The organism is Streptomyces yerevanensis, assembly GCF_000716805.1.
GTDB lineage: Bacteria > Actinomycetota > Actinomycetes > Streptomycetales > Streptomycetaceae > Streptomyces > Streptomyces flaveus.
This window is the reverse complement of record NZ_JNWJ01000016.1, coordinates 1-23,133: the sequence shown is the minus strand read 5'-3', so window position 1 is coordinate 23,133 and position 23,133 is coordinate 1. Positions and strand designations below refer to the sequence as shown.

General features: G+C 71.0%; 17 protein-coding genes, 1 tRNA gene and 1 riboswitch. Of the genes, 11 read left to right on the top strand and 7 right to left on the bottom strand.

Translation table 11 applies throughout. The features are described from left to right. Positions 1 to 7: 7 nt before the first annotated feature. On the bottom strand, positions 8 to 2,806 hold the full coding sequence (locus OP79_RS18595; protein WP_033321379.1) for an ATP-binding protein: 2,799 nt from the start codon (positions 2,804 to 2,806) through the stop codon (positions 8 to 10). A 128-nt stretch (positions 2,807 to 2,934) separates the two neighbouring features. On the opposite strand from OP79_RS18595, the gene OP79_RS18590 reads away from it, so the two are divergent. The 4 genes from OP79_RS18590 to OP79_RS18575 all read left to right on the top strand — a co-directional run bounded on the left by OP79_RS18590 (position 2,935) and on the right by OP79_RS18575 (position 5,443). After that, on the top strand, positions 2,935 to 3,396 hold the full coding sequence (locus OP79_RS18590; protein ID WP_033321378.1) for a pyridoxamine 5'-phosphate oxidase family protein: 462 nt from the start codon (positions 2,935 to 2,937) through the stop codon (positions 3,394 to 3,396). Between the two features lie 206 nt (positions 3,397 to 3,602). After that, on the top strand, positions 3,603 to 4,586 hold the full coding sequence (locus OP79_RS18585; protein WP_033321377.1) for a TIGR01777 family oxidoreductase: 984 nt from the start codon (positions 3,603 to 3,605) through the stop codon (positions 4,584 to 4,586). A gap of 90 nt (positions 4,587 to 4,676) precedes the next feature. Next, positions 4,677 to 5,168, top strand: a complete 492-nt coding sequence (locus OP79_RS18580) for a DUF2975 domain-containing protein (RefSeq protein WP_033321376.1) — start codon at positions 4,677 to 4,679, stop codon at positions 5,166 to 5,168. Continuing rightward, positions 5,168 to 5,443: a helix-turn-helix domain-containing protein gene (locus tag OP79_RS18575; RefSeq protein WP_033321375.1), complete on the top strand. Its 276-nt coding sequence runs from the start codon at positions 5,168 to 5,170 to the stop codon at positions 5,441 to 5,443. Before OP79_RS18580 ends, OP79_RS18575 begins: the two co-directional genes overlap by 1 nt. Here OP79_RS18575 and OP79_RS18570 read toward each other — a convergent pair. Next, positions 5,430 to 6,056: a GTP cyclohydrolase II gene (locus tag OP79_RS18570; RefSeq protein WP_033321374.1), complete on the bottom strand. Its 627-nt coding sequence runs from the start codon at positions 6,054 to 6,056 to the stop codon at positions 5,430 to 5,432. The two genes, OP79_RS18575 and OP79_RS18570, sit on opposite strands and share 14 nt — an antisense overlap. Positions 6,057 to 6,640: 584 nt before the next feature. On the opposite strand from OP79_RS18570, the gene OP79_RS18565 reads away from it, so the two are divergent. After that, positions 6,641 to 7,810, top strand: a complete 1,170-nt coding sequence (locus OP79_RS18565; protein WP_245685367.1) for a glycosyltransferase — start codon at positions 6,641 to 6,643, stop codon at positions 7,808 to 7,810. A gap of 160 nt (positions 7,811 to 7,970) precedes the next feature. Continuing rightward, positions 7,971 to 10,166 (top strand): RNA polymerase recycling motor ATPase HelR, encoded by a 2,196-nt coding sequence (gene helR, locus OP79_RS18560; protein WP_033321373.1) that lies wholly within the window; start codon positions 7,971 to 7,973, stop codon positions 10,164 to 10,166. 56 nt (positions 10,167 to 10,222) lie between these two features. Here helR and OP79_RS18555 read toward each other — a convergent pair whose 3' ends face one another. Then, positions 10,223 to 10,738 carry a MarR family winged helix-turn-helix transcriptional regulator gene (locus OP79_RS18555; RefSeq protein WP_033321372.1) on the bottom strand — a complete coding sequence of 172 codons (516 nt, stop codon included), beginning with the start codon at positions 10,736 to 10,738 and terminating at the stop codon, positions 10,223 to 10,225. 82 nt (positions 10,739 to 10,820) lie between these two features. On the opposite strand from OP79_RS18555, the gene OP79_RS18550 reads away from it, so the two are divergent. The 4 genes from OP79_RS18550 (at position 10,821) to OP79_RS18535 (ending at position 14,919) form a co-directional block, all read left to right on the top strand. Continuing rightward, positions 10,821 to 11,966 (top strand): dihydrofolate reductase family protein, encoded by a 1,146-nt coding sequence (locus OP79_RS18550; RefSeq protein ID WP_033321371.1) that lies wholly within the window; start codon positions 10,821 to 10,823, stop codon positions 11,964 to 11,966. 99 nt (positions 11,967 to 12,065) lie between these two features. Continuing rightward, a tRNA-Met gene (locus OP79_RS18545) sits at positions 12,066 to 12,139 on the top strand. 223 nt (positions 12,140 to 12,362) lie between these two features. Continuing rightward, the gene (locus tag OP79_RS18540; protein WP_033321370.1) at positions 12,363 to 13,445 is read left to right on the top strand and encodes a PP2C family protein-serine/threonine phosphatase; all 1,083 of its coding nucleotides are present in this window, start codon (positions 12,363 to 12,365) and stop codon (positions 13,443 to 13,445) included. Positions 13,446 to 13,731: 286 nt separating this feature from the next. Next, a riboswitch (cyclic di-AMP (ydaO/yuaA leader) is annotated at positions 13,732 to 13,888 on the top strand. A gap of 11 nt (positions 13,889 to 13,899) precedes the next feature. Further along, positions 13,900 to 14,919 (top strand): M23 family metallopeptidase, encoded by a 1,020-nt coding sequence (locus OP79_RS18535; RefSeq protein ID WP_033321369.1) that lies wholly within the window; start codon positions 13,900 to 13,902, stop codon positions 14,917 to 14,919. Between the two features lie 93 nt (positions 14,920 to 15,012). Here OP79_RS18535 and OP79_RS18530 read toward each other — a convergent pair whose 3' ends face one another. The 4 genes from OP79_RS18530 to OP79_RS18515 all read right to left on the bottom strand — a co-directional run bounded on the left by OP79_RS18530 (position 15,013) and on the right by OP79_RS18515 (position 20,246). Continuing rightward, the gene (locus tag OP79_RS18530; protein ID WP_033321368.1) at positions 15,013 to 16,353 is read right to left on the bottom strand and encodes a PrsW family intramembrane metalloprotease; all 1,341 of its coding nucleotides are present in this window, start codon (positions 16,351 to 16,353) and stop codon (positions 15,013 to 15,015) included. Positions 16,354 to 16,401: 48 nt separating this feature from the next. Next, positions 16,402 to 17,208: a tRNA (guanosine(46)-N7)-methyltransferase TrmB gene (gene trmB, locus OP79_RS18525; RefSeq protein ID WP_245685366.1), complete on the bottom strand. Its 807-nt coding sequence runs from the start codon at positions 17,206 to 17,208 to the stop codon at positions 16,402 to 16,404. A gap of 194 nt (positions 17,209 to 17,402) precedes the next feature. Continuing rightward, positions 17,403 to 18,614: an L-2-hydroxyglutarate oxidase gene (lhgO, locus tag OP79_RS18520; protein ID WP_425428581.1), complete on the bottom strand. Its 1,212-nt coding sequence runs from the start codon at positions 18,612 to 18,614 to the stop codon at positions 17,403 to 17,405. Between the two features lie 207 nt (positions 18,615 to 18,821). Then, the gene (locus tag OP79_RS18515) at positions 18,822 to 20,246 is read right to left on the bottom strand and encodes an NsdA family TPR-like regulatory protein (protein WP_033321366.1); all 1,425 of its coding nucleotides are present in this window, start codon (positions 20,244 to 20,246) and stop codon (positions 18,822 to 18,824) included. 661 nt (positions 20,247 to 20,907) lie between these two features. On the opposite strand from OP79_RS18515, the gene OP79_RS18510 reads away from it, so the two are divergent. After that, positions 20,908 to 23,010, top strand: coding sequence for an asparagine synthase-related protein (locus OP79_RS18510; protein ID WP_033321365.1), 2,103 nt, complete (start codon positions 20,908 to 20,910; stop codon positions 23,008 to 23,010). Positions 23,011 to 23,133 lie beyond the last annotated feature (123 nt).

Here is a 23,133-nt window from a genome sequence, read left to right as displayed (position 1 = left end):
TTGTCGGCTATCGGTCGGACTTGGGTGTCAGGCCGAGGCCGGTGAGCGCGGCCGTGCCGGCGATGGCGTGGTCGCCGCCGGCGAGGAGCAGCGTGCGCGCCGACTGGTAGGGGCAGCCCGCCGCGTCGAACGCCGCCGCGGCGGCGAGCTGGCTCGGCAGGTCGCCGTCCAGCAGGGCCTCCGCTCGGTCCACTTGGGCGGTGGCGACCGGGTTGCCGGTGACCACGGCGCGCGCGGCGTCGATCCGGGCCCGGGCGTCCGGGTGTCCGGCGAGCACCGCTGTCTCCGCCCGGAGCGACACGTACCAGTGGTGCCAGATCCAGCACACCCACTTCCACACCTCGTCAGGCTTCGGCGCGACCCGCTCCAGCGCGGCGTCCACCTCCCCGTGGTGGAGCAGGACCATGGCGTCGAAGACCGCACCGTAGCCATGACGGTGCTGCTCAACCGCCGTGTCCGCCTGATCGACGATCGCGAGCCAGGTCGCCCGCGCGTCGTGGTCGCCACGCAGGCCGTGGATCATGGCGACCGACGCGGCTGCGGCGCCGAGGGAGAGCGAGCGCTGGCGGCCGCTCTGCTCCCACGCGTCGAGGAACCTCACGCTGCGGGTGAGTACCTCGTCGGCATGGCCGGCGAACGCGTCCGCGGTCAGGATCCAGGACGTGGCGTGGTGGCCCGCCTCGGCCAACTGGGGGTGGTCGGCCAGCTGCCTGCCCCACCGTCGGGCCTCCGGCAGCTCACCCACACCGAGGGCGGTTCCGGCGGCCATGGCGAGGGCGTCCATCAACTCGTGCGTACGGGCAGGAGTTGGCGGTACGGAAGCCAGGATGTCGATCCGGCGCCGGGCGAGCCCTGCGACGGCGAAGGCATCACCGGCCCAGCTCCGGGCGCCGGAGAGCGCGTCGAGTGCGGCCGATTCCGCCACCGGGTCGCCGGTGCGCCGGGCGAGCCCGACGGCCTGTTCGGCTCGCTCGACCGTCTCCTCGACGGTGTTCTCCGTATCTCCCTGAATCGCGCCGTACGCGTCCGCGACCACCGCCGCCTCGGCCAGCGCGACAGCCGCTTCGGCGGCCGGGCTGTCACCGGACAGTTCTCGTGCCTCCGCGAGCATGGCGGTCACCTCGTCCACGGGGGGAATGCGCGTGAACGAGGTGGAGAAGCGGTACGCGACGGTGGCGGCGTCCGCCAGGTCGCGGCCGGCACCGGCGCTGTCCCCGGCCCGGCGGGCGGCCTCCGCGGCGGCACGATGCAGTCGGAACATGTCGTCGCCGAGCCTGCGGCACCCGGCCACTGAGGCGGCGTGCCGCAGCGCAGCGGCACCGGCGGCGGCGTCGTCGGCGAGCCGGGCCGCCTGCTCGTACCGCTGCTGGGCCTCGCCGAGCAGGTTGCGGGTGAACGCCAACTCGGCCAGCGACAAGGCGAGTTGGCAGGCGTCCGCGTGCCGCTCCGACTGTTCGGCGGCCCAGGTGAGAGCGGCCCTGAGGTCGTCCGCCAGAGCGTCGAACCGGGCGCGCCAGTCCGCGCCGCCGGCTCCCATGAGGGCCCTCGCGCCGGCCAGGCACCAGTCCACGTGGCGGGATCGGACGTCGATCAGCTCACCGGCGTCGGCGAGCCGCTCCGTCCCGTACTGGCGGATGGTCTCCAGCGCCTGGTAACGGGTGCCGTCCGCGGACGGTGTCACGGCGAGCAGGCTCTGCTCGGCAAGCCTGCCGAGCCCGTCCGTGACCGCGGCCGGATCCAGCGGGGCGAACCCGGCCATCGCGGTGGCCGCCTCGGCGGTGAACGGCACAGCGAACACCGACACCCGGCGCAGCAGGGCCTGATCCTGCGGCTCCAGCAGGTCATGGCTCCAGTCGAGGACCGTCCGCACCGACCGGTGCCTGTCGTCGGCGCGGGCCCCGCCGGTGAGGATCCGCAGCTGATCGGAGAGGCCGGCCGTGAGGCCGTCGAGGCCGAGCGTGGACCACCGCGCCGCCGCCAGCTCGATCGCCAGCGCCATGCCGCCGAGCCGTTCGCAGACGGCCACGACGCCTTCGCTCACCGCCGGACCCGGAGGCTGGCCGACCGCCGCCGCCCGGTCCATGAACAGGGCCACCGCCTCCGAGTTGTCGCCGCCGGCCCGCGACAGCGGCGGGACCGGGAAGACCCGCTCGAACGGCACCATCAGCCGGGCCCGGCTCGTCACCAGCACCCGCAACCGCGGACAGGCCGTCAAGAGCCGCTCCACGAACGACGCCACCCCGTCGCGTACCTGCTCGCAGTTGTCCAGCACCAGCAGCGCCCGGTGATCCGCCAGCGCGGCCGGCACCGCGTCGTCGATGCCGCGCCCGGGCTGCTCGCCCACACCCACGGCCGCCGCGACCGCCGCCCCCACCCGCTCCGGATCGGTGACCGGGACCAGGTCGACGAACCACACCCCGTCGGCGAAGTCGCCGGCCACCTCCGCCGCCACCGCCAGCGCGAGCCGGGTCTTGCCGACCCCGCCCGGGCCGACCGCGGTCACCTGCCGGTGCGTCTTCACCGCCTCGGCCAACTCGCCACGCTCGCGCGCCCGGCCGACGAACGGCGTCAGCCGCGCCGGAAGAGCGGGTGCCGACCGCGACCGCTCGGCGTGGGCGGACTCGGCCGCGCGCCGGGAAAGCGCCCGCCGATCCGGCACCTCCAGCTTGCGCAGCAGCGAGGAGACGTGCGACTCGACCGTACGTATGGAGATGACCAACCGCGCGGCGATCTCCGCGTTGCTGAGGTGCTCCCCGAGCAGCGCGAGCACTTCGGCTTCCCGGGCGGAGATCACTGGAGTGGACACCGGCTCATTATCCGTATCCGTATTCGTTTATCCGTGGCGGTTTCCGTGGTCAGCACGGAGGTGGACCGCATCCGGTCCGGGAGAGGCTGTGGCCACAGCGATCGTGACCCCCGACCACAGGAGTGACCATGACCGTGGTGTACGCCGACCCCCGCCCCCGCGCCCAGCGCCGCCGCGACACCGAGCACCGGCTCACCCACGACACCGACATCTGGGTGGCCAGTGCCTCGACGGACGGCGCACCGTACCTCGTGCCGCTGTCCTACGTCTGGGACGGCGAGGCGCTGCTGGTGGCCACCCCGGCAAAGAGCCCGACCGGCAGGAATCTGGCCGCCACCCGGACCGCCCGAATCGGGCTGGGGCACACCCGCGACGTGTCCATGATCGACGGCGAGGTCGAGGTCCTCGAGATCGACGAGTTGCCGCAGCGGCAAGCTGACCGGTTCGCCGCACGCACCGGCTTCGACCCGCGCCCGCTGGCCACGCCGTACCGCTGGTTCCGTATCACCCCGCGCCGCATCCAGGCCTGGCGCGAGGGGAACGAGCTGCGCGGCCGCGAGTTGATGCGCGACGGTCGTTGGCTGGTCTGACGCTGCGGCCGGGCGCACCTGAGTCGCGCGGCGTGAGCACTTCGCCCCGCCGTGTTCACGCATCGCTCGTCTGAGCGCCTGAAGGGCATTCTCCCCGCGTACGTGTTCGCGCTTTCCGCGGACAGGGGTGTGAACCGCGAGGTTATTTTTTGAACGTGTTCAAATTTCTGCGATAGGCTCGCTCATGCGCACCGAGGGGGAGCCTGATGAAGATCGTGATGCCTGGGGGTACCGGGCAAGTCGGTACGGTCCTGAACCGCGAACTGACCGCGGCAGGCCATGACGTCGTGGTCCTGACCAGACGGCCGCGGCGCGAGAGTGAAGTCCACTGGGACGGCGAGACCTTGGGGCCCTGGGCCGAGGTGATCGACGGCAGCGACATCGTGATCAACCTGGCCGGACGCAGCGTCAACTGCCGGTACACCGCGGCCAATCTGCAGGCCATGATGGATTCTCGCGTCAACTCCGCCCGCGTCGTGGGCGAGGCGATCGCCGCCGCCGCTCGGCCTCCCCGGGTCTGGCTGCAGATGAGTACGGCCACCGTCTACGCCCACCGCTTCGACGCACCCAATGACGAGGCGACCGGCGTGCTCGGCGGCACCGAACCCGGCGTCCCGGACTACTGGGCGTACAGCGTCGAGATCGCCCAAGCGTGGGAGCGGGAACAAGAGCGTGCCGACACCCCGCACACCCGTAAGGTCGCCCTGCGCTCGGCCATGGTGATGAGCCCCGACCGTGGAGGCGTCTTCGACGTCCTGCTGTGGCTGGCGCGGCTCGGCCTCGGCGGACCGGTCGCGGGCGGCGCACAGTACGTGTCCTGGATTCATGACCGCGACTTCGTCCGCGCCGTCGAGTTCCTGATCGACCGGGGCGACCTCGCCGGGCCGGTGAACCTCGCCGCTCCGGGTCCGGTGCCGCACCGCACGTTCATGCGCACGCTGCGCGCCGCCTGGGGCATGCCCGTGGGTCTGCCCGCCACGAAGTGGATGGCCGAACTCGGCGCGTTCGCGCTGCGCTCGGACACCGAACTTCTACTGAAGAGCCGCCGCGTCACCCCCGGCCGCCTGCTCGGAGCGGGCTTCACCTTCGACCACGCCCAGTGGCCGGAGGCCGCCCAGGATCTCGTCGGGCGCGTACGAGGCGGACGGGCCGCACGGGCGGTACGAAGCGAGCCGTCGGCTCCGCGCTGAGCGGGCCCAGTGGACCTTGCCCGGGTGAACCCTTGCCGAATCTATCGATTTTCGATAGATTCCCATCGTTGCTCGATCATAGGAGAGGCGATGGGAAAGCTGGCCGTGCTCGCGCTGCGCGCCGTGCTCGTGGTGGTGCTCACCGGCACCGTGTTCGTACAGGCAGGGATGGTGTGGGCGTTGGTCAGCGGGAGCGACCCGGAGGACGGGTCACTCCCGCTGACCCCGCTGCGCGTGATCACGATCCTGGGCATCGGGACGGCCCAGGTCGCCCTGGTCTGTGTATGGCGACTGGTAACGATGGTGAGACGCGGAACCGTGTTCTCCCACGCCGCCTTCCGGTACGTGGACGTCATCATCGGCGCGATCGTTGCGGCTGCTCTCGTCTGGTTCGCGGTCACGGCCCTGAATGCGCCCGGCCAGCGGGACGACCCGGGCGTCACTCTCATTATGGGCGGGATTGGCGTGGCCATCCTGGGTGTCGCGCTCATCGTGCTCGTGCTGCGGATGCTGCTCGCCCAGGCCGTCGCCCGCGACGTCGAGGCGACGCGGATGCAGGCCGAGCTGGCCGAGGTGATCTGATGCCGATCGCCGTCGACATCGACGTGATGCTGGCCAAACGCAAGATGTCCGTGGGCGAGCTCGCGGAACGCGTCGGAATCACGCCCGCCAACCTGGCGGTCCTCAAGAACGGCCGCGCCAAGGCCGTACGGTTCACCACGCTCGCCGCACTCTGCGAGGTGCTCGAATGCCAGCCGGGAGACCTGCTGCGTTGGGAGACCGACAAGGCCGAGGAAGCCGACGAGGCCGAGGGAGCCGACGAGGCGAAGCAGGGCGGCGGAGTCAGCCCGCGTTGAGTTCCGGCAGCGGCAGTGTGTGGCGGGTCTGGAGGACCTTGGCCCGCAGGTAGCGGACGTTGTGGGCCGTCGTGAACACGCCCGTGGGGACCCGGCGTTGGACGTCGACGCCCAGTGCGCGGAGCTGTTCCGCCTTGTCCGGGTTGTTGGACAGCAGGTCGAGGGACGAGATGTCCAGGGCTGCCAGCATCTGGGCCGCCGACGTGTAGTCGCGGGCGTCCTCCGGCAGGCCGAGGGCCGTGTTCGCGGCGTACGTGTCGAGGCCCTCGTCCTGGAGGGCGTACGCGTCGAGCTTGTTGTAGAGGCCGATGCCGCGGCCCTCCTGGCGGAGGTAGAGGAGTACGCCGCCGCGTGTGGCGATCTGCTCGACCGCCTCGCGGAGCTGCGGGCCGCAGTCGCAGCGGGCCGAGCCGAAGACGTCGCCCGTCAGGCACTCGGAGTGCAGGCGGACCAGCGGAGTCGCCGAAGGGTCGCCAAGGACGAGAGCCACGTGTTCCTGGCCGTCGGTCAGTCCGTGGAAGGTGACCACGTCGGCGTCGACGCCGTAGCCGTCGTGGAAGCGCAGCGGGACCCGGACGCGTGCGCGCGGGGTGGCGGCGGGGAGTTCGGGCATGCGGGTTCTCCGAGTCCAGGATCCGAGCTGCTTCTGAACAGCCTCTTCGGAAGCAGCCTGTTCAGAACAGCCTCAACAACAGCTTCAGATCTGCTCTGCTCTGCTACAGATTTGAAGCAGATCTTCTGATCGAGACCCTAACTCATGGTTTAAAGTTGAAGCAACAGTTCCGAATGTTGCTCATGAGCCCAGAACACGCGCCTGTGCGGAAGGCCGCGGCGAGCCGCCGCTTCACGAGGGGCTTGTCCGTCCAAGCAGCCTTGGTGAAGTCCGGTGCGGTACCGCGCGCCCCTAAAGGAGGCCGCAGGCCCCTTTAGGGGCGCGGGGAACTGCGCGACCAGCCACAACGGACCCGCAGCTTTCGAACTGCCTAACCAGCGGAGCGCTCGGCGCGGACGACAAAAGCAAAGGCAAGGAGCTCACCCGCTCCTTGCCACTCTCAACTTATAGCGCACCGGGGGGCTTGCGGCAAGGCCCCCGTCGTGCCGCAGAATTGCCCGGCCAAGGCCAGGACCTGCGGAAATGGGAGTCGCGAAGTGCGTGTGTTGTTATCGACCTATGGGTCGCGGGGGGACGTTCAACCGATGGCGGGACTCGCGGTGCGGTTGCGGGAACTCGGCGCGGAGGTGCGGGTGTGCGCACCGGCGGACGAGGAGTTCGCGAAGCTGCTGGCCGGTGTCGGCGTGGAGCTGGTGCCCTTCGGGCCGTCGGCGCGCGCGCTCACGAAGGCGGCGCCGTCCCTGCCCGCGGAGGGCCTGCCCCGGCGCGCGGCCGAGGTGATCGCCGGCCAGTTCGACGTGGTCATCCCGGCGGCCGAGGGATGTGACGTGCTGGTGGGGACCGGCATGACGCCGGCCGCGGCGGGCGCGCGGTCGGTGGCCGAGAAGCTGGGCATCCCCTCCGTGTCCGTGACCTTCCAGCAGCTCCAGCTCCCGTCGCCGCGGCGTCGGCCGCTGGAGTATCCGGGCCGGCCGTTGCCGCCGGACGTGACCGACAACCGGGTGCTCTGGGACCTGGACGCCCAGAACATCAACGCGCTCTTCGGTGAGGCGCTCAATACCAACCGGGCGTCGATCGGCCTGCCCCCGGTGGACGACGTCCGCGACTACGTCATCGGCGACCAGCCGTGGCTGGCGACGGACCCGGTTCTGGACCCGTGGCAGCAGACGCCGGACCTCGACGTCGTACAGACCGGCGCGTGGATCCTCCCCGACGAACGCCCACTCCCGGCCGACCTGGAAGCATTCCTGGAGGCCGGCGAACCACCGGTGTACGTGGGCTTCGGCAGCATGCCCCTGCACGGCTCGACGGACGCCGCCCAGGTGGCCGTCGAGGCGGTCCGCGCGCAGGGCCGTCGTGTACTCGTCTCCCGCGGCTGGGCCGACCTCGGCCTGATCGACACCCAGGACGACTGCTTCGCCGTCGGTGACATCAACCACCAGGCACTGTTCGGCCGGGTGGCCGCCGTCGTGCACCACGGCGGCGCGGGCACCACGACGACGGCCAGCCGGGCCGGCGCGCCCCAGGTGGTCGTCCCCCAGCTGGCGGACCAGCCATACTGGGCCGACCGGGTGGCCGACCTGGGCATCGGCGCGGCACACGACGGTCCGACCCCGACCTTCGAGTCCCTGTCGGCCGCGCTCACCACGGCCCTGACCCCCGAGACCGGAGCACGAGCAGCCGCCATCGCCGCCACGATCCGTACCGACGGGGCGGCGGTGGCCGCGAAGCTGCTGCTCGACGCGATCAGCTGAGAAGGGCCGCCGGTGCCCGCGTGCACCACGCGGGCACCGGCGAGCCAGGACCAGAACGCCAAAACCCAGAACGCCGCAGAAGGCCAGAACCCGGACATCTGGTCCCCTCGACCGACAACGGCCACAGGGTCGCAAACGACCCCAGATCGGAGCCGACGACGTGAACCCGCTGACCACCAGCGTGTTTGACCTCCCCGACCACCTTTCCCCCAAGACCGACCCGAAGCTGATCGCCGACGACGAGCAGCACTTCGCGGCCATCGCGGAGTGCCTCGAGCAGACGATCGCCGAGGTCTCCGGCCGCCTCGACGCCGAGCGCAGGGCACCCGGCGGCATGGGCCGGCACGCCATGGACCGGGACACGGAGATCCACCGGCTGACCAATCGCCTGCGTACCCTGCGTCGCTTCGGTCTGGACCTGTGCCTCGGCCACATGGTCGGCGCGGACGACCAGGAGCCGGTGTACGTCGGACGACTCGGCCTCACGGACAGCACGGGCCGTCGGCTGCTGGTCGACTGGCGTTCCCCGGCGGCCGAGCCGTTCTTCGGAGCCACCCACGCCAACCCGATGGGCCTGGCGAGCCGCCGCAGGTATCGCTGGACCCGCGGCCGGATCAGCGACTACTGGGACGAGGTGTTCACCGCGGACGGCTTCGCCGGGCACGCCGCGCTCGACGACCAGTCCGCCTTCATCGCCAGCCTGGGCAGCAACCGGTCGCCGCGGATGCGAGACGTACTCGGCACCATCCAGGCCGACCAGGACGCCATCATCCGCGCGGGCTCCCGCGGCGCTCTCGTCGTCGACGGCGGTCCGGGTACGGGCAAGACCGTCGTCGCCCTGCACCGCTCCGCCTACCTCCTCTACTCCGACCCTCGCCTCGGTCACCGCCGCGGCGGCGTGCTCTTCGTCGGTCCGCACCGGCCCTACCTGGCGTACGTCGCCGATGTCCTCCCCAGCCTCGGAGAGGAGGGCGTACAGACCTGCACCCTGCGGGACCTCGTCACCGAGGGCGCCGCGGCAGCGGTCGAGGCCGACCCGGACGTGGCCCGCCTGAAGTCGTCCGCGAATCTGGTGGAGGGGATCGAGAAGGCCGTCAGGTTCTACGAGGAGCCGCCCACCCAGGGGATGACGGTCACGACCCACTGGTCCGACATCTGGCTGAGCGCCGACGACTGGGCCGTGGCGTTCGATGCGGCGGAGCCCGGTACTCCGCACAACGAGGCGCGCGCCCAGGTGCTGGAGGAACTGCTCACGATCCTGGTGGACAAGCACGGCGAGGACGACGCGGACGGTTTCTCGCCCGACCTGCTCCGCAAGTCGCTGCGGCGGAACAGGGAGCTGCTCACGGCCTTCAACCGCGCGTGGCCGCTGCTCGAGGCGACCGACCTCGTCTCAGACCTGTGGTCGGTGCCTGCCTACCTGCGGATGTGCGCTCCCTGGCTCAGCCGCGAGGACGTACAGAAGCTCCAGCGCGAGGACCCCCAGGCCTGGACGGTCTCCGACCTGCCGCTCCTGGACGCGGCACGGCAGCGGCTCGGCGACCCGGAGACGGCCCGGCGCAAGAGCCGGTACGAGGCCATCCTCGCCGCCCAGCGCGAGCGCATGGCGCAGGTCGTCGACAACCTGGTCGACGCGGTGGCCGACTCCGGAGCCGACGGTGACGACGGCGAAGGCCTGGTGAGGATGCTGCGCGGCGAGGACGCCCAGGTCAGCCTGGTCGACGAGTCCGAAGCGCCCACCGTCGACCCGGACCTGCTCGCCGGCCCGTTCGCGCACATCGTCGTGGACGAGGCTCAGGAACTGACCGACGCGGAGTGGCAGATGCTGCTGCTGCGCTGCCCGTCCCGGAGCTTCACCATCGTCGGCGACCGCGCCCAGGCCAGGCACGGGTTCACGGAGTCATGGCAGGAACGGCTCGAGCGGATCGGGTTCGACCGGATCAACCTGGCCTCCCTGAGCATCAACTACCGGACGCCGGAAGAAATCATGACGGAAGCCGAACCGGTCATCCGAGCCGTACTCCCGGACGCCAACGTGCCGACCTCCATCCGCAGCGGCGGCGTCCCCGTCGTCCACGGATCCGCCTCGGAACTGAGCTCGATCCTCGACACCTGGCTCACCGCACACGCCGACGGAATCGCCTGCGTCATCGGCGACCCCACATTCCGTACGACATTCCGTACGCCGTCGTCCCGCGTCCGCTCCCTGACCCCGGAGCTGTCGAAGGGGCTCGAGTTCGACCTCGTCGTCCTCATCGACCCGGAGAAGTTCGGCGAGGGCATCGAAGGAGCGGTCGACCACTACGTCGCGATGACCCGGGCGACCCAGCAGCTCGTCGTCCTCACGAGCACCTGACGTTCACGAACACCTGACGCCGGACGAACGCCCGCCGCCCATGTGAACCGGGTCGCCTATGTGAGTTGGGTGGACGAGCGCCGCCGCCACGGCAGATCGTCCGACGCGGGCTGACCCCCGTCCCCCTGGAGCGCCCCCGCGACCCCCGTGAAGATCTCCTCCAACTGCCCCACCTGCTCCGGGGTGAGGTGCTCGAAGAGCGCGGTGCGCACCATCTCGACATGACCCGGCGCCGCCCTCTCCAGCACCTCCATGCCCTCGTCGGTCAGGAACGCGAGGCTCCCGCGCTTGTCCATGCGGCAGCCTTCACGGCGTACGAGACCGTCCTTCTCCAGGCGCGTCACGGCGTACGTCAGCCGGCTGCGGGTGATCTTCAGCGCCTCGGCGAGATCCGTCATCCGCAGACATCGGTGGTCGGTCTCGGAGAGGGTGGCCAGGATCGTGTAGTACAGGTGCGGCATACCGGCCTCCTGCTGGAGCTGCCGGTCGAGCGCGTCCTCCAGAAGGTGGGAGGCGGCGATGTACGCGCGCCAGGCGCGTTGCTCGTCGGGGGTGAGCCAGCGGGTCGTCATGCCACCCAGTGTAGGTACTGTTTAAAAATTGAACCACCATCGCCCGAAGCAGACGCACCGAGCCGAGCGGAGAGTACGCCCCATGCCCCACCCCTACGTCCTGTTGTCCGCCGCCGTCTCCCTCGACGGCTACCTGGACGACACCGGCCCCGAACGGCTGCGGCTCTCCGGCCCGGCCGACTTCGACCGGGTCGACGAGGTGCGGGCCCAGTCCGACGCGATCCTGGTCGGCGCGGGCACCCTGCGCGCCGACAACCCCCGCCTCCTGGTCAACTCCGCCGAGCGGCGCGCGGCCAGGCTCGCGGAAGGCAGCCCGGAGTACCCGCTGAAGGTCACCGTCAGTGGCAGCGGAGACCTGGACCCGGCCCTCAACTTCTGGTCCACGGGCGGCGAGAAGATCGTCTATACGACGGACAAGGGCGCCCCGAAAGCCACAGCGGCCCTCCGCGGACTGGGCGTCGACGTCGTCCCCGTCGGACCGGAGCTCGACTGGACGGCCGTACTCGAGCACCTTCACGACGTACGAGGCGTACGGCGACTCATGGTCGAAGGCGGCGGACGCGTGCACACGCAGCTGCTCCAGGAGGGCCTCGCGGACGAGTTGCAGCTCGCCCTCACGCCCCTCCTCGTGGGCCAGCCGGACGCACCTCGGCTGTTCGGACCCGGCGGCTACCCGGGCGGGGTGCGCAACCGGATGCGGCTCGTGGAGACGCGGCCGGTGGGCGACGTGGTGCTCATGCGGTACGTACCCACGGCGCCCGGTGCCGGCGGGCTGGCCTCCGCCGCCGACCGGCACTGGCTGGAGCTCGCCTGCGAGCTCGCCGACCGGTGCCCGCCCTCGCGGACCGCGTTCAGCGTCGGCGCGGTCGTCGTCGCGGCCGACGGCACAGAACTGGCCCGCGGCTACTCCCGCGAGTCCGACCCCGTGTCGCACGCCGAGGAGGCCGCCCTCGCCAAGCTCGACCCGGCCGACCCGCGCCTTCCCACCGCCACCGTCTACAGCAGCCTGGAACCCTGCGCCCGCCGCGCCTCCCGGCCCGCGCCCTGCGCCCGGCTGATCCTCGAAGCAGGAGTACGCCGCGTGGTCACCGCCTGGCGCGAGCCCGACACGTTCGTGCCGTCCGCCGACGGAAGCGGTCTGCTTTCCGCCCAGGGCGTCGATGTCGTCGTACTCCCGGAATACGGGGAGCGGGCCGCTGAGCCCAACCGCCATCTGCTCGGCCAGTGACAGGGACCGGCTGGGCTGAGAGCAGCGGACCGGTTAAGAGCAGGGAGCGAAAAACCGTGTGCTGAGCGTCCCGCGGATGGCGTACACTGGTCTTACCGACGCGGGGTGGAGCAGCTCGGTAGCTCGCTGGGCTCATAACCCAGAGGTCGCAGGTTCAAATCCTGTCCCCGCTACTGAAGACTCAGGGCCGGAACCTACGGGTTCCGGCCCTGAGTGTTTTTCCCGGCGTTCCCGGCGTTCCCGGTGTTCCCGGTGTTCCCGGTGTTCCCGACGGTCCTCCTGTCCCCGATGGCCCGCTCACCCACTCGGCCCGCACAGGTCGCTCCCCGACCACTCGCCGGGAAACTGGACAGAGCGCGGTGAAGGGCAGGAGACACAGTGGTGGGGCCCGGAGAAATGGAGACCGGCGGGCGGAGCGCCGCGTACGTCCGTACCCTCGTCCGGGCTCTCCCGGTGCTGCTGATCGTCGCGGGCGTCTGCTACGACCTCCTCACCCCTCCCCCCTTCACCGCGGTGCCCTTCTTCACGGTGGCCCCGCTCATCGCCGCACCCCTCTCCACGTTCGCCAACACACTGCGCACCGGAGTCGTGGCCGTTGCCTCCCTGTCCCTGCTGCACATCAGGGGCTCCTTCGACGTGGGAGCGGCCACGGAGGTGGCCACCGCGGCGGCGGTCGCCGTGCTGGCCCTTGTCATCAACCGTCTCGTACGCCGCAGTGACAAACGTCTCGCTTCCGCGCGCGAGATCGCGGAGGCGGCCCAGCGCGCCGTACTGCCCGAGCCGGCCGAGCGGATCGGCGGGCTCGACATCGCGGCACGGTACGAGGCGGCGCAGGCGGACGCGTTCATCGGGGGCGATCTGTACGCCGTGCAGGACACCCCGCACGGCGTACGGCTCGTCGTCGGGGACGTACGCGGGAAGGGCATGGGCGCGGTGGCGGCCGTGGCCGTGCTCATCGGGGCCTTCCGGGAGGCCGCCGAGCAGGAGGCGACCCTGGAGGCGGTGGCGCAGCGGCTGGAGCGGGCGCTGGTGCGCGAGGCCGCCCGGCGCGGCGGCCTCGAGGCGGTCGAGGGCTTCACCACCGCCGTACTCGCCGAGATCCCGCACGCTGGCGCTGTCGTACGCCTCGTCCACCGCGGTCACCCGGGGCCGCTCCTGCTGTACGGGAACGGCTCGCTGGACACGCTGCGGGCCGAGGACCCCGCACTGCCGCTCGGGATGGGCGAGTTGGGCCCGTGGCCCGACCGTGCGCAGGAGGTCCCGTTCCCCGGCGGGGCCACCCTCCTCTTCTACACGGACGGGGTGACCGAGGCCCGGGACCGGCACGGCGTCTTCTTCGACCCGGCCCGGTGCCTCGCGGGCCGGACCTTCCGAGGCCCTCGGGCGCTGCTCGCCACGCTCGTGGAGGAGGTCGTCCGGCACACGGGAGTCGGGGGCGCGACAGACGACATGGCGCTGCTGGCGGTCAGGAGGCCGTGAGGCGGATTCTTGAATCGCCCCGGGTCTGATGCCTGAAGGGCCTCAATATCACCGGTAGTAGTTGAGTCAACTCACTCCGGTTAGCAACTGAAACATTGTCAACAGAAGTCACAGCGGTGAATTGCCTCCGAGTCGCGGTCAACTCGCCCGATTCATCCCGCTCATGACCTGAAAGTCCAGGCCAAGGCCGCCAACGAATCTCCAGAACAGCTTGGAATCCGGTGCCTGCCTCTATTAACGTTCGATAACGCAGCGCGGTCGTCCCAGCCGGCACAAGAGTCGGCTCCGTGCGCACGCGCCGAATCCCGCAAGGGAACCGGGGAACCACCAACTTGGGGTGAATCGGGCGTTGTTCTCGGTGGAGACACCGTGAGTGACGCGCGTAGGAGACCTTCCTGCTCCGAACCCGTCAGCTAACCCGGTAGGCGACAAGGAAGGAAAGGAGTGCGCCTACGTGGCGTCCAACCGGCCTGCCCCCCAGACCTCGTTCGCACCGGATGAGCAGCAGCCCGACTCATTCGGCTACGGCAAACGCCAGGACGAGGAGACCTGGGAGGAGTGGAACCCCACAGAGGATTCCCTCAAGCCCATCCGCGGCAGGCACCGCGTCGGCAAGCAGCGCGGCGGAGGCCTCGCACGCAGCTCGACGGTTCTGGGCGTCGGCGTCATAGCGGCCGTCAGCGCGGGCGGTATGGCCAGCGCGAACACCGGCAAGCCGCCGGTCTCCATCACTCTGCCCGACCTGCCGCTGATCTCGGACGACGAGCCCGAGGAAGAGGCCGGTTCCACTACGCCGCTCACCCAGGCCGGTCTGACCACGGCGGACGCCAAGCAGGGCAACTCCCACGCGGGTGAGGCCCTGCGCGCCCGCATCGTCCTCCAGGCCGAGCGGCAGCAGGACCAGGTGGACCGCGAGGCCAAGAGGGCCGCGGAGACCGCCGCCGCGAAGAAGGCCGCCGAGCAGGCGGCCAAGGAGCGGGAAGCGGCCAAGGCCAAGGCCGAAGCCGCCAAGGAGAAAGCGGAGGAGGAGGCCCGGCAGAAGGCCGAGGCAGAGCGCCTCGCCGAGCTCGCCAAGAGCTTCGCGCTGCCCACGTCCTCGTACACCATCACCTCGACCTTCGGTCAGTCCGGCGCGCTGTGGTCCTCCGGGACCCACACCGGCCTGGACTTCGCCGCCCCGACGGGTACGCCGCTCAAGGCGGTACACAGCGGCACCATCACCGAGGCCGGCTGGAACGGCTCGTACGGCTACCTCACGAAGCTCAAGCTCGACGACGGTACGGAGGTCTGGTACGCCCACCAGTCCTCGATCAGCGTCAGTGTCGGCCAGAAGGTCAGCACGGGCGAGGTCATCGGCCGCGTCGGTGCGACCGGCAACGTCACCGGTGCGCACCTCCACATGGAGGTCAAGACGGCGGGCGGCGACGGAATCGACCCGGCGGCGTGGCTGCGGAGCAAGGGGCTCAACCCGTAAGTCCCGACCAGGTACCAGGTCTTCGACGCCATCCGCTTTCGGACGAGAAGCGGGTGGCGTCCTGGTTTTTCTTGGTGCCGGCCTGGTTCCGGGCTAGTTCCGGTAGGGGTTGTAGGCCGGGTCGTACGCCGGGTAGGGCGACCCTTGCCCGTACGTGTTCCCGTACGTGTTCCCGTACGCGGGCCACGGCGGCGGTACCGGGAGGGGAGCCGTCGCCCGGGCCGCGTACGCCAGCGCGGGGCGGGCGAGCTCGCGGCGGGCCCACAGCTCGTGGAGCAACTCCCGCTCCCGTACGACGAAATCGGTGCTCGCACGGCCGCGGCGCCCCCGGTGGCGCAGGAACGCCAGCGATGTCGCGTACGCCTCGTACTCCGCGACCGCCCGCCCCGCCGCGCGTCCGCCGTGATGCGTGGCGTACTCACGGGCCAGTCGCCGCGCCTTCATCGAGCCGAGCACGAACGGCTCGGGAACGGTCAGCCAGCCCGCCATGGCGTACGCGGGCAGTTCGGTGCGGATCGTGCCGAGTTCACGCTGCCGGGTCCAGATGGCCAGCCAGGTCAGCAGGCCGAACGCGGGCACCATGAACGCCGCGTACACCGCGAAGAAGCCGTACGTGCCGAAGGTCGAGGAGCCGTTCCAGAGGGCATGCATGCCCATCGCCAGCAACAGGCCCGTGAAGGGCAGCAGTACGCGTCGTATGTGCTGGCGGTCCGCGGAGAGCGCCGCGATGCCGAAGCCGATGCCTGTGAGCACGGTGAACAGCGGATGCGCGAAGGGCGACATGATCACGCGTACGAAGAAGGTGGCGGCCGTGACGGAGGCGATGCCGCCGTCACCGCCGCTCAGCTGGTCGGTGCCGAAGGCGGTGCCGAGGTAGAGGATGTTCTCGGTGAACGCGAAGCCGGTCGCGGTGACCCCCGCTATCACCACGCCGTCGACGATCCCGGTGAAGTCCCGTCTGCGGAACAGGAAGACGAGTAAGACGGCGGCGGCCTTCGCGCTCTCCTCCACGACGGGTGCTATGACGGTCGCGCCGATCGTGTCGGCGCTCGACGGGTCCGCGGTGGCCGTCGCTATCCATCGCGTCGCGAAACTGTTCGCCACGATCGCTATCAGCGCCGCCGCGCAGGCACCCCAGGCGAACGCGAACGTCAGGTTCCGCCAGGGCCCCGGCTCGACCCGGTCCAGCCAGCGGAACGCGGCGATCAGCAGCGGGACGGGCAGTACGGCGAGGCCTAAGCCCACCAAAAAGCCTTCGGTGCCGGTCTGTTCGCGGACCAGGGCCAGGATGACGAGACCGGAGAGGGCGAGCAGGGTGGTCAGCGCGCCGTAACGCACCCACTTGCGGCGCCACCAGTGTGTATGCCGCCGGGTGCCTCCGGCGGGGGTGCCGGGGGGCGGGGGGTACGCCGGATACGGGGGACTGGTGGCCACGGCATCGACCCTAACCAGGGAGGGGGTTGGCTGGCGATGGTGCCGGGCTCACGTGGCGCTGCGCGTGATGCTGGATGGCACGCGGAGGAACAGCAGATCGTGCACCACATGTCCCTTGTCCAGGCCCTGGCCCTCAAAACGGGTCAGCGGGCGGAAGTCCGGGCGGGGCGCATAACCGCCGTCCGGTCGGGTGTTCTCGAAGTCCGGGTGTGCGGTGAGGACTTCGAGCATCACCTCGGCGTACGGCTCCCAGTCCGTGGCGCAGTGCAGCAGCGCGCCGGGCCTGAGGCGGGACGCGGCCAGGGTGAGGAAGTCCGGCTGGATCAGGCGGCGCTTGTGGTGACGCTTCTTGGGCCAGGGGTCCGGGAAGTACACGCGCAGGCCGCTCAGGGAGTCCGGCTGGAGCATCTCCCTGAGCAGGATGATCGCGTCGCCGTTGCCGACCCGGATGTTGGACAGACCCTTCTGGTCCGCGAGATTGAGGAGGTTGCCCTGGCCCGGGGTGTGCACGTCGACGGCGAGGATGTTGGTGTCGGGATCGTCGGCGGCCATCCGCGCGGTGGCCTCGCCCATCCCGAACCCGATCTCCAGCACGACGGGCTTGTCGTTCCCGAACAGCTCCGCGAGATCGATCTTCCGCTGCCCGTCGATGTCCAGCCCCCACTTGGGCCACAGCCGCTGCAAGGCGTCCGCCTGCCCCTGGGTGACCCGGCTCCGCCGCGGCTGAAAGCTGCGGATCCGGCGCTCGAAGTGGGAGCCGGCGGGGTCGGGGCGAGGGCCGTCGGGGAAGCGGGGTTCGCCTTTGGCGCGGGGGTGGGGGCGGCGGGACTCTTCGGTGTTTTGACGTTCAGACACAGTGGTTCTGATTCTACGGAGTGGGTTGGGTGCGGGAAGCCGCAGTCTTTTCAGGGGCGCGGGGAACTGCGCGACCAGCCACGACGGGCCCGCAGCCGCGACACGACGTGTGACCCACCACCCCCTGGCGGGGGGCCTGGGGGCGCAGCCCCCAGTTTCGGGAAGGGGCGGGGCTGGGGAAAGAAACTCCGCAGTCACCCCCGCCCCAACGCCTCCAGAACCCGCCGCCCCACCTCACGCCCAATCGGAAGCGAAGCGGTAGCCGCAGGGGACGGCGCGTTCAGCACATGAACCGTCCGCGGCCCCTCCCGAAGAAGGAAGTCGTCCACCAGCGTGCCGTCCCGAAGGACCGCCTGGGCGCGGACGCCCGCGGAAGCCGGAACCAGGTCATCCGAAGTCACCGCGGGCAACAACCGCCGCACAGCAGCGGCAAACGCCGCCTTGGACACCGACCGCCGCAGCTCACCCCCGCCATACCGCCAGTGCCGCCGAGCGATCCTCCAGGACCCGGGCCAGGCAAGCGTCGCCCCCAGCTCCCGAGCCCGTACGGTCCGCCAGTCATATCCCTCGCGGGCCAACGCCGGCACAGCGTTCGGCCCGATATGGACACCCCCGTCGATCCCCCGGGTGAGATGCACCCCGAGGAACGGAAACGCGGGATCCGGCACCGGATACACCAGCCCCTTCACCAGCCAGGGTCGCGCCAGCGAGTAGTACTCCCCCCGGAACGGCACGATCCGCATCCCGGGCTCGTCCCCGGCAAGACGAGCGATCTCGTCACAGTGCAGCCCCGCACAGTTGACCAGCACACGCGCGCGTACGACGTCACCATCGCCCGTACGAACGGCGACCCCGAGGTCGGGACGCCGGTCGATGTACGTGACCTCCGCCCCGTACCGAATCTGCGCCCCGGAAGCCTCCGCAAGCTGCCGAGCCACCCCTACGAAGTCACAGACGCCTGTCGTGGCGACGTGGATGGCAGCGAGCCCCCGGACCTCCGGCTCGTACTCGGCGATCTGGGACGCCCCCAGTTCCCGTACCGCAATACCGTTCTCCCGCCCCCTCTGCACCAGCGCATGCAGCCGAGGCAACTCGTCCCGCTCCGTGGCGACGATCAGCTTCCCCGTCACGGCATGCGCGATCCCGTACTCCGCACAGAACTTGACCATCTCGGCCGCACCCCGCACGGCATACCGCGCCTTGAGGGAGCCGGGCCGGTAGTAGATCCCGCTGTGGATAACCCCGCTGTTGCGCCCCGTCTGGTGCCGCGCCGGCCCAGGCTCCTTCTCCAGCACCATCACCCGCGTCCCCGGCGCGGCCCGCGTGATCGCATACGCAGTCGACAGCCCGACGATCCCCCCACCGACCACGACCACATCACAGTCATAAACGATCACCCGCGGCACCACTCCCACCTCCCAGTTAGATAGTGCACTGCACCACTGACAACGCGCTCAAACCTGGGAAAGGGCGCGCCCGCTTGAGGGGCCGCAGGCCCCGATAGGGGCGCGGGGCTGTATCGATTTGCGGCTCCGCCGCGTGGGCGCGACCAGCCACACACAACCCGCAGTCGCAAGACGACCGAGACCCGGCAGACGCGAAGGAACCCAGCTCTACGCGGGAGCGACCAGCAACGGCCGAGCCCTCTCCCGCAACTCAACAACCCGCGGCTCATCCCCATACGGCTCCAGCCGATGCAGAAGATCCTTCACGTACTCCGTCGTGCGGGCCGACGAGATCCGCCCCGCCACCTCCACCGCGCGCACGCCCTGCTCACACGCCGCGTCCAGGTTCCCCGACTCCAGCTCGGCGACCGCGGACACCACAAGCCGCAGGCCGTGCGACCGCACGAACTCCTCCGTCGGCTTCGACAGCGCCTGCTCGGTGAAGCGCCGCACCTGGCGCGGAGCCTTGAGATCGCGGTAGCACTCCGCGGCATCGGCGGCGAAACGGTCGTACGAGTAGAAGCCGAGCCAGGACGGGTCCTGGTCGCCGTCGCGGGCCCGCTCCAGCCAGCCCTCGGCGGCCTTCAGGGCCCCGCCGGCCGCCTGGGCGTCGCCGGCACGCGCGTGTGCGCGTGCCTCGACGAGGCTGAAGAAGCTCATGGTGCGGGCCGTGGCCAGGCCACGGTTGCGCTCCAGGGCGGCCTGGGCGAGGTCCACGCCCTCGTCGCCGAAGCCGCGGTACGTCGCCTGGAGGGACATGGAGGCCAGTACGTAGCCCCCCAGAGGCACATCGGCCGCCGCGCGCGCGAGACGCAGCGCCTGGATGTAGTACCGCTGTGCGGCCTCCTGCTGGCCGGTGTCGAAGGCCATCCACCCGGCGAGGCGGGTCAGTTCGGCCGAGGCGCCGAACAACGCCCGGCCCACCTCGTCGGAGTACGCGCCGAGCAGCAGCGGCGCCGCCTCCACTCGTAGGCACTCGGGCACCATGGACGAACGCCAGTCGCCGCCTCCGTACTTGGAGTCCCAGCGCCTGGCGTCCTCGGCGGCCTCACGCAGCTTCTGCACGTCGCTGTGGCCGACTTTCAGCGGTGCTCCGGAACCCTCCACGGGGCTCGCGTCGCGGGCCACCGAGCTGTCGGCCGGGGTTATCAGCCACCGGGAGGCGGGAGTCGCGTACGCGCTCACCGCGAACGATCCGGCGAGCGACTGCCAGATACCGCCGGAGCCGGCTTTGCGCCCGGCGAGGTCGAGACGGTACAGGTCCGTCGCGGCCCGTACGGCCTGTCCTACGTCACGGGGGAAGGCGAGGCCCACTTCCGGTGCGGGGTCCGCGTCCGCCAGACCGATCTCGTGGAGCGGTACGGGCCGGCCGAGCTTCTGGCCGATGGCCGCGGCGATGAGGTGCGGGGCGGCACCCTGCGGCACCATGCCCTTCGACACCCATCTCGCCACCGAGGTCTTGTCATAGCGAAGAGTCAGGCCGCGCTGTGCGCCAAGATCGTTGACGCGACGGGCGAGGCCTGCGTTGCTGATTCCCGCGAGGGCGAGAACGGCGCCGAGTTTGTCGTTCGGCCCGCGTTGCTCCCTGGACATGCGCCACCCCTCGACACAGACGGCTGCCGCGTTGGCATAACCACGCGGCATTCGTAAACCCAGCGTAGTTCGCCGCATCCCATGCGTTAAGAGGCATAGTTCCGGATGGCGGGATTGTGGTCCGCGGGGAAGCACGCAGCGTTGTGGTGTGCTCCTGGTGTGTGGCTGTGCGCCCGCCCGTGCGCTCTTCTCCGGCCACCGTCGAATCGCTTCCATGGATCCTGCGTGGGTCGGCCCGCTGTACTGGATCCAGTGGGCTGGGGGACACCGCCGTCACATATCCCCGCGGGCGGCGGACCGGTCCGGGAGGCGAACTCCGCCTCCCGGATCGTGCGTTGCGCAGGGTCTGTACGGAGCGTGTGCACGCCCGTGCGCCCATCACGGATTTGGCTGATTTTCGCCCCTGCCTTCTGAGGTCGAATACCCCTCTTACCATGGCACTTGAGGGCGCGTTGGGTGTCGTGGGGGAGCGAACCGGGGGCGCATTCACGTCGTAATCTCCCTGCTCGGTGCGTGCGTTCGCTCCATTGCGGGCATCTCCTCAGGGGCGCACTCTGGGGAGCACAAGCGAAGGCAGGGGCCCACCGGCGCGCTCTCTTCGTGGCAGCATGGTGCCCAGTTCGTACGGTGCACTGGTTGTCCACAGCCTGTGGAGGCGGCGATGCGGTGGTTGGTGGGGTGGAGCAGTACCGCCACTGCGGCTCCTGAGGTCGGCTCGGCGGGGGCCACTGGCAGCGACGGTGAGACGGTGCACCCGGTGGGGTCCCAACTCCTGTGGGGCGACCCGGATCCGCTCTGGGCGGTCGGAGACTGGCGCCCCGACGAGGTGCGCGTCGTGAAGGCCGACGCACAGAACCGGATCGCGGTGCTCGGCACCTGCGGCGCCTCCGACGAACAGCTGCGGGTGGGCCTGGTCGCCGCGCGCGGAGGGGCACTTCGCCATCTGACGGCCTGGTCCGGCAGCTACACCGCGGTCGTCCAGGTGGGCCGCCGGGTGATGGTGTGCGGCGATCTGGCGGGCGCACGGCCGGTGTTCTACACGCCCTGGGCGGGCGGCACGGCGTACGCCACGGCCGCGCTCCCCCTCGCCGACCTCATCGAGGCCAACCTCGACTTCGGACACCTCGCGGCCATCCTCGCCGCCCCCGACGTACCCGCCGCCCTGCACAACTCCACGCCCTACCTGGGCGTTCAGCGCATCCCGCCGGGGCACGCGCTGATCCTGCGCGCCGGCGCACGCGAGATCGCCGGTTACGAACCGGTGGCCTCCCTCGCCGTCGCGGCCCCCATCGCCGACCCGGACAGCGCGGTGGACGCCGTACGCGACGCCCTGGTGGAGTCCGTACGTGCTCGTCTCGCCGCTCCCCGGCACGTCCCCGGCGCCGATGTGGACCCCGGCCCCGTGCCCGGCATGGGGCCCGCCGAGCGGCGTGCGGCGCGCGGTATGCCCGTACCCGGCATCGGAGCCGACCTCTCCGGAGGCCCCGCTTCGGGAACCCTCGCCCTCCTTGCCGCCGGCCTCCCCGGAATGCCGGGCACCGTCCTGGGGCACGGCACCGGCGCCGGTGAGCGTCTCCTCGCAGTCACCTTCAACGACCTCGCCGTGAAGGGGCGCGAGGCCGAACTGGAGCGCGCCGGGACGCTGGCAGCCAACCCCCGGCTGCACCACGTAGTGGTCGCCGGCGGCGAAGAGGTCCTCCCCTACGCCGAGTTGGACGGCCCCCTGACGGACGAACCAGGCCCCTCCCTCGTGACCGCCGCCCGCCACCGCGCGCGGCTCGCCGCGGGCAGCGCGGACCACTTCACGGGGTACGGCGCCCGGCAGGTCCTGGACGCCCACCCGGCGCGCCTCGCCGACCTGCTGATGGACCGCAAACGACGTCACCTGGTGCGCCCCGTCGCCGCGTTGGCGAGGGCGGACGGTTCGGTCATGGTCCCCGCGCGCGTGTACGGCGCGGCGCGCAAGCTCGCCCGTACGCCCTATCTCGTCGGCATACAGGGTCTCGCCGACCGGCTGCTGCACCGGCGCTTCGACGAGCCGGGAGGTGCCGTGGGGGCGTCCCTCGCCGCGCTCACCTGGGCCAGACCGGGCCCCGCGGCGCGCTGGCTCACCGGCGAGGCGCTCGCTGAAGTATCGGTTCGCCTGACGGGCGCGACGAGCCGGGCGAGCGTCGGCCCCGGCCAGCGCCCCGGCGACTTCCGCGCCCGCGCCGCCCTCGCCCGGCACGCCGCCGACCTCCGCATCCTGGAACAGGCCGCCGAGATCCGCTTCCAGCGCCTGCACGCCCCCTTCCTCGACAACCAGGTCGTACGCGCCTGCCGAGCCCTCCCCGAGGCCCTCCGCGTCCAGCCGGGCGCCCGCGCCGCCATACTCCGTACGGTCCTGGAGGGCGCCGGCGTAGTCGACCTCCCCCCAGGCTGGGGCGCCCCCTCCCACGCCTCCTCAACAGCCGCCGCCCGCACGGGCCTGCGCGCCGCCGCCGACACCCTCGTCGACCTCTTCGACACCCCGCTCCTGGCCCAGGCGGGCCTGATCGAGGCCAGGGTGGTCCGCAAGGCCCTCCGATCGGCGGCGGACGGCGAACCCCTGCCCCTGGAGGGCCTGGCGGACCTGGTCTCACTGGAGCTGTGGCTCGGCCGCCTGCTGGACCGCAGGGGGACTTGCTGGACGGGGACGCCTGCGCGGGCGCGGGCGGTGCCCGGGGGGATTGCTCCGGAGCGGGGGGCGTTGGGGGCGGGGGCGGCGGCTCGGCGGGGGGAGTGACCGCACCCGCACGTATCGGCCCAAGCACACCGGCCCACCTGCCCACCTGCACCTCCACCCGCCCAGTCCAGGCACAAGCAGCCTGTCCGGCGTTTGAGGACGAGGCCGTTCAGGCCCTGTCTC

Excerpts from the sequence above, each read along its gene's own strand:
- OP79_RS18590 (WP_033321378.1), top strand. The coding sequence starts at position 2,935 with ATGACCGTGGTGTACGCCGACCCCCGCCCCCGCGCCCAGCGCCGCCGC.
- OP79_RS18585 (WP_033321377.1), top strand. The coding sequence starts at position 3,603 with ATGAAGATCGTGATGCCTGGGGGTACCGGGCAAGTCGGTACGGTCCTG.
- OP79_RS18580 (WP_033321376.1), top strand. The coding sequence starts at position 4,677 with ATGGGAAAGCTGGCCGTGCTCGCGCTGCGCGCCGTGCTCGTGGTGGTG.
- OP79_RS18575 (WP_033321375.1), top strand. The coding sequence starts at position 5,168 with ATGCCGATCGCCGTCGACATCGACGTGATGCTGGCCAAACGCAAGATG.
- OP79_RS18570 (WP_033321374.1), bottom strand. The coding sequence starts at position 6,056 with ATGCCCGAACTCCCCGCCGCCACCCCGCGCGCACGCGTCCGGGTCCCG.
- OP79_RS18565 (WP_245685367.1), top strand. The coding sequence starts at position 6,641 with ATGGCGGGACTCGCGGTGCGGTTGCGGGAACTCGGCGCGGAGGTGCGG.
- OP79_RS18555 (WP_033321372.1), bottom strand. The coding sequence starts at position 10,738 with ATGACGACCCGCTGGCTCACCCCCGACGAGCAACGCGCCTGGCGCGCG.
- OP79_RS18550 (WP_033321371.1), top strand. The coding sequence starts at position 10,821 with ATGCCCCACCCCTACGTCCTGTTGTCCGCCGCCGTCTCCCTCGACGGC.
- OP79_RS18540 (WP_033321370.1), top strand. The coding sequence starts at position 12,363 with ATGGAGACCGGCGGGCGGAGCGCCGCGTACGTCCGTACCCTCGTCCGG.
- OP79_RS18515 (WP_033321366.1), bottom strand. The coding sequence starts at position 20,246 with ATGTCCAGGGAGCAACGCGGGCCGAACGACAAACTCGGCGCCGTTCTC.
- OP79_RS18510 (WP_033321365.1), top strand. The coding sequence starts at position 20,908 with ATGCGGTGGTTGGTGGGGTGGAGCAGTACCGCCACTGCGGCTCCTGAG.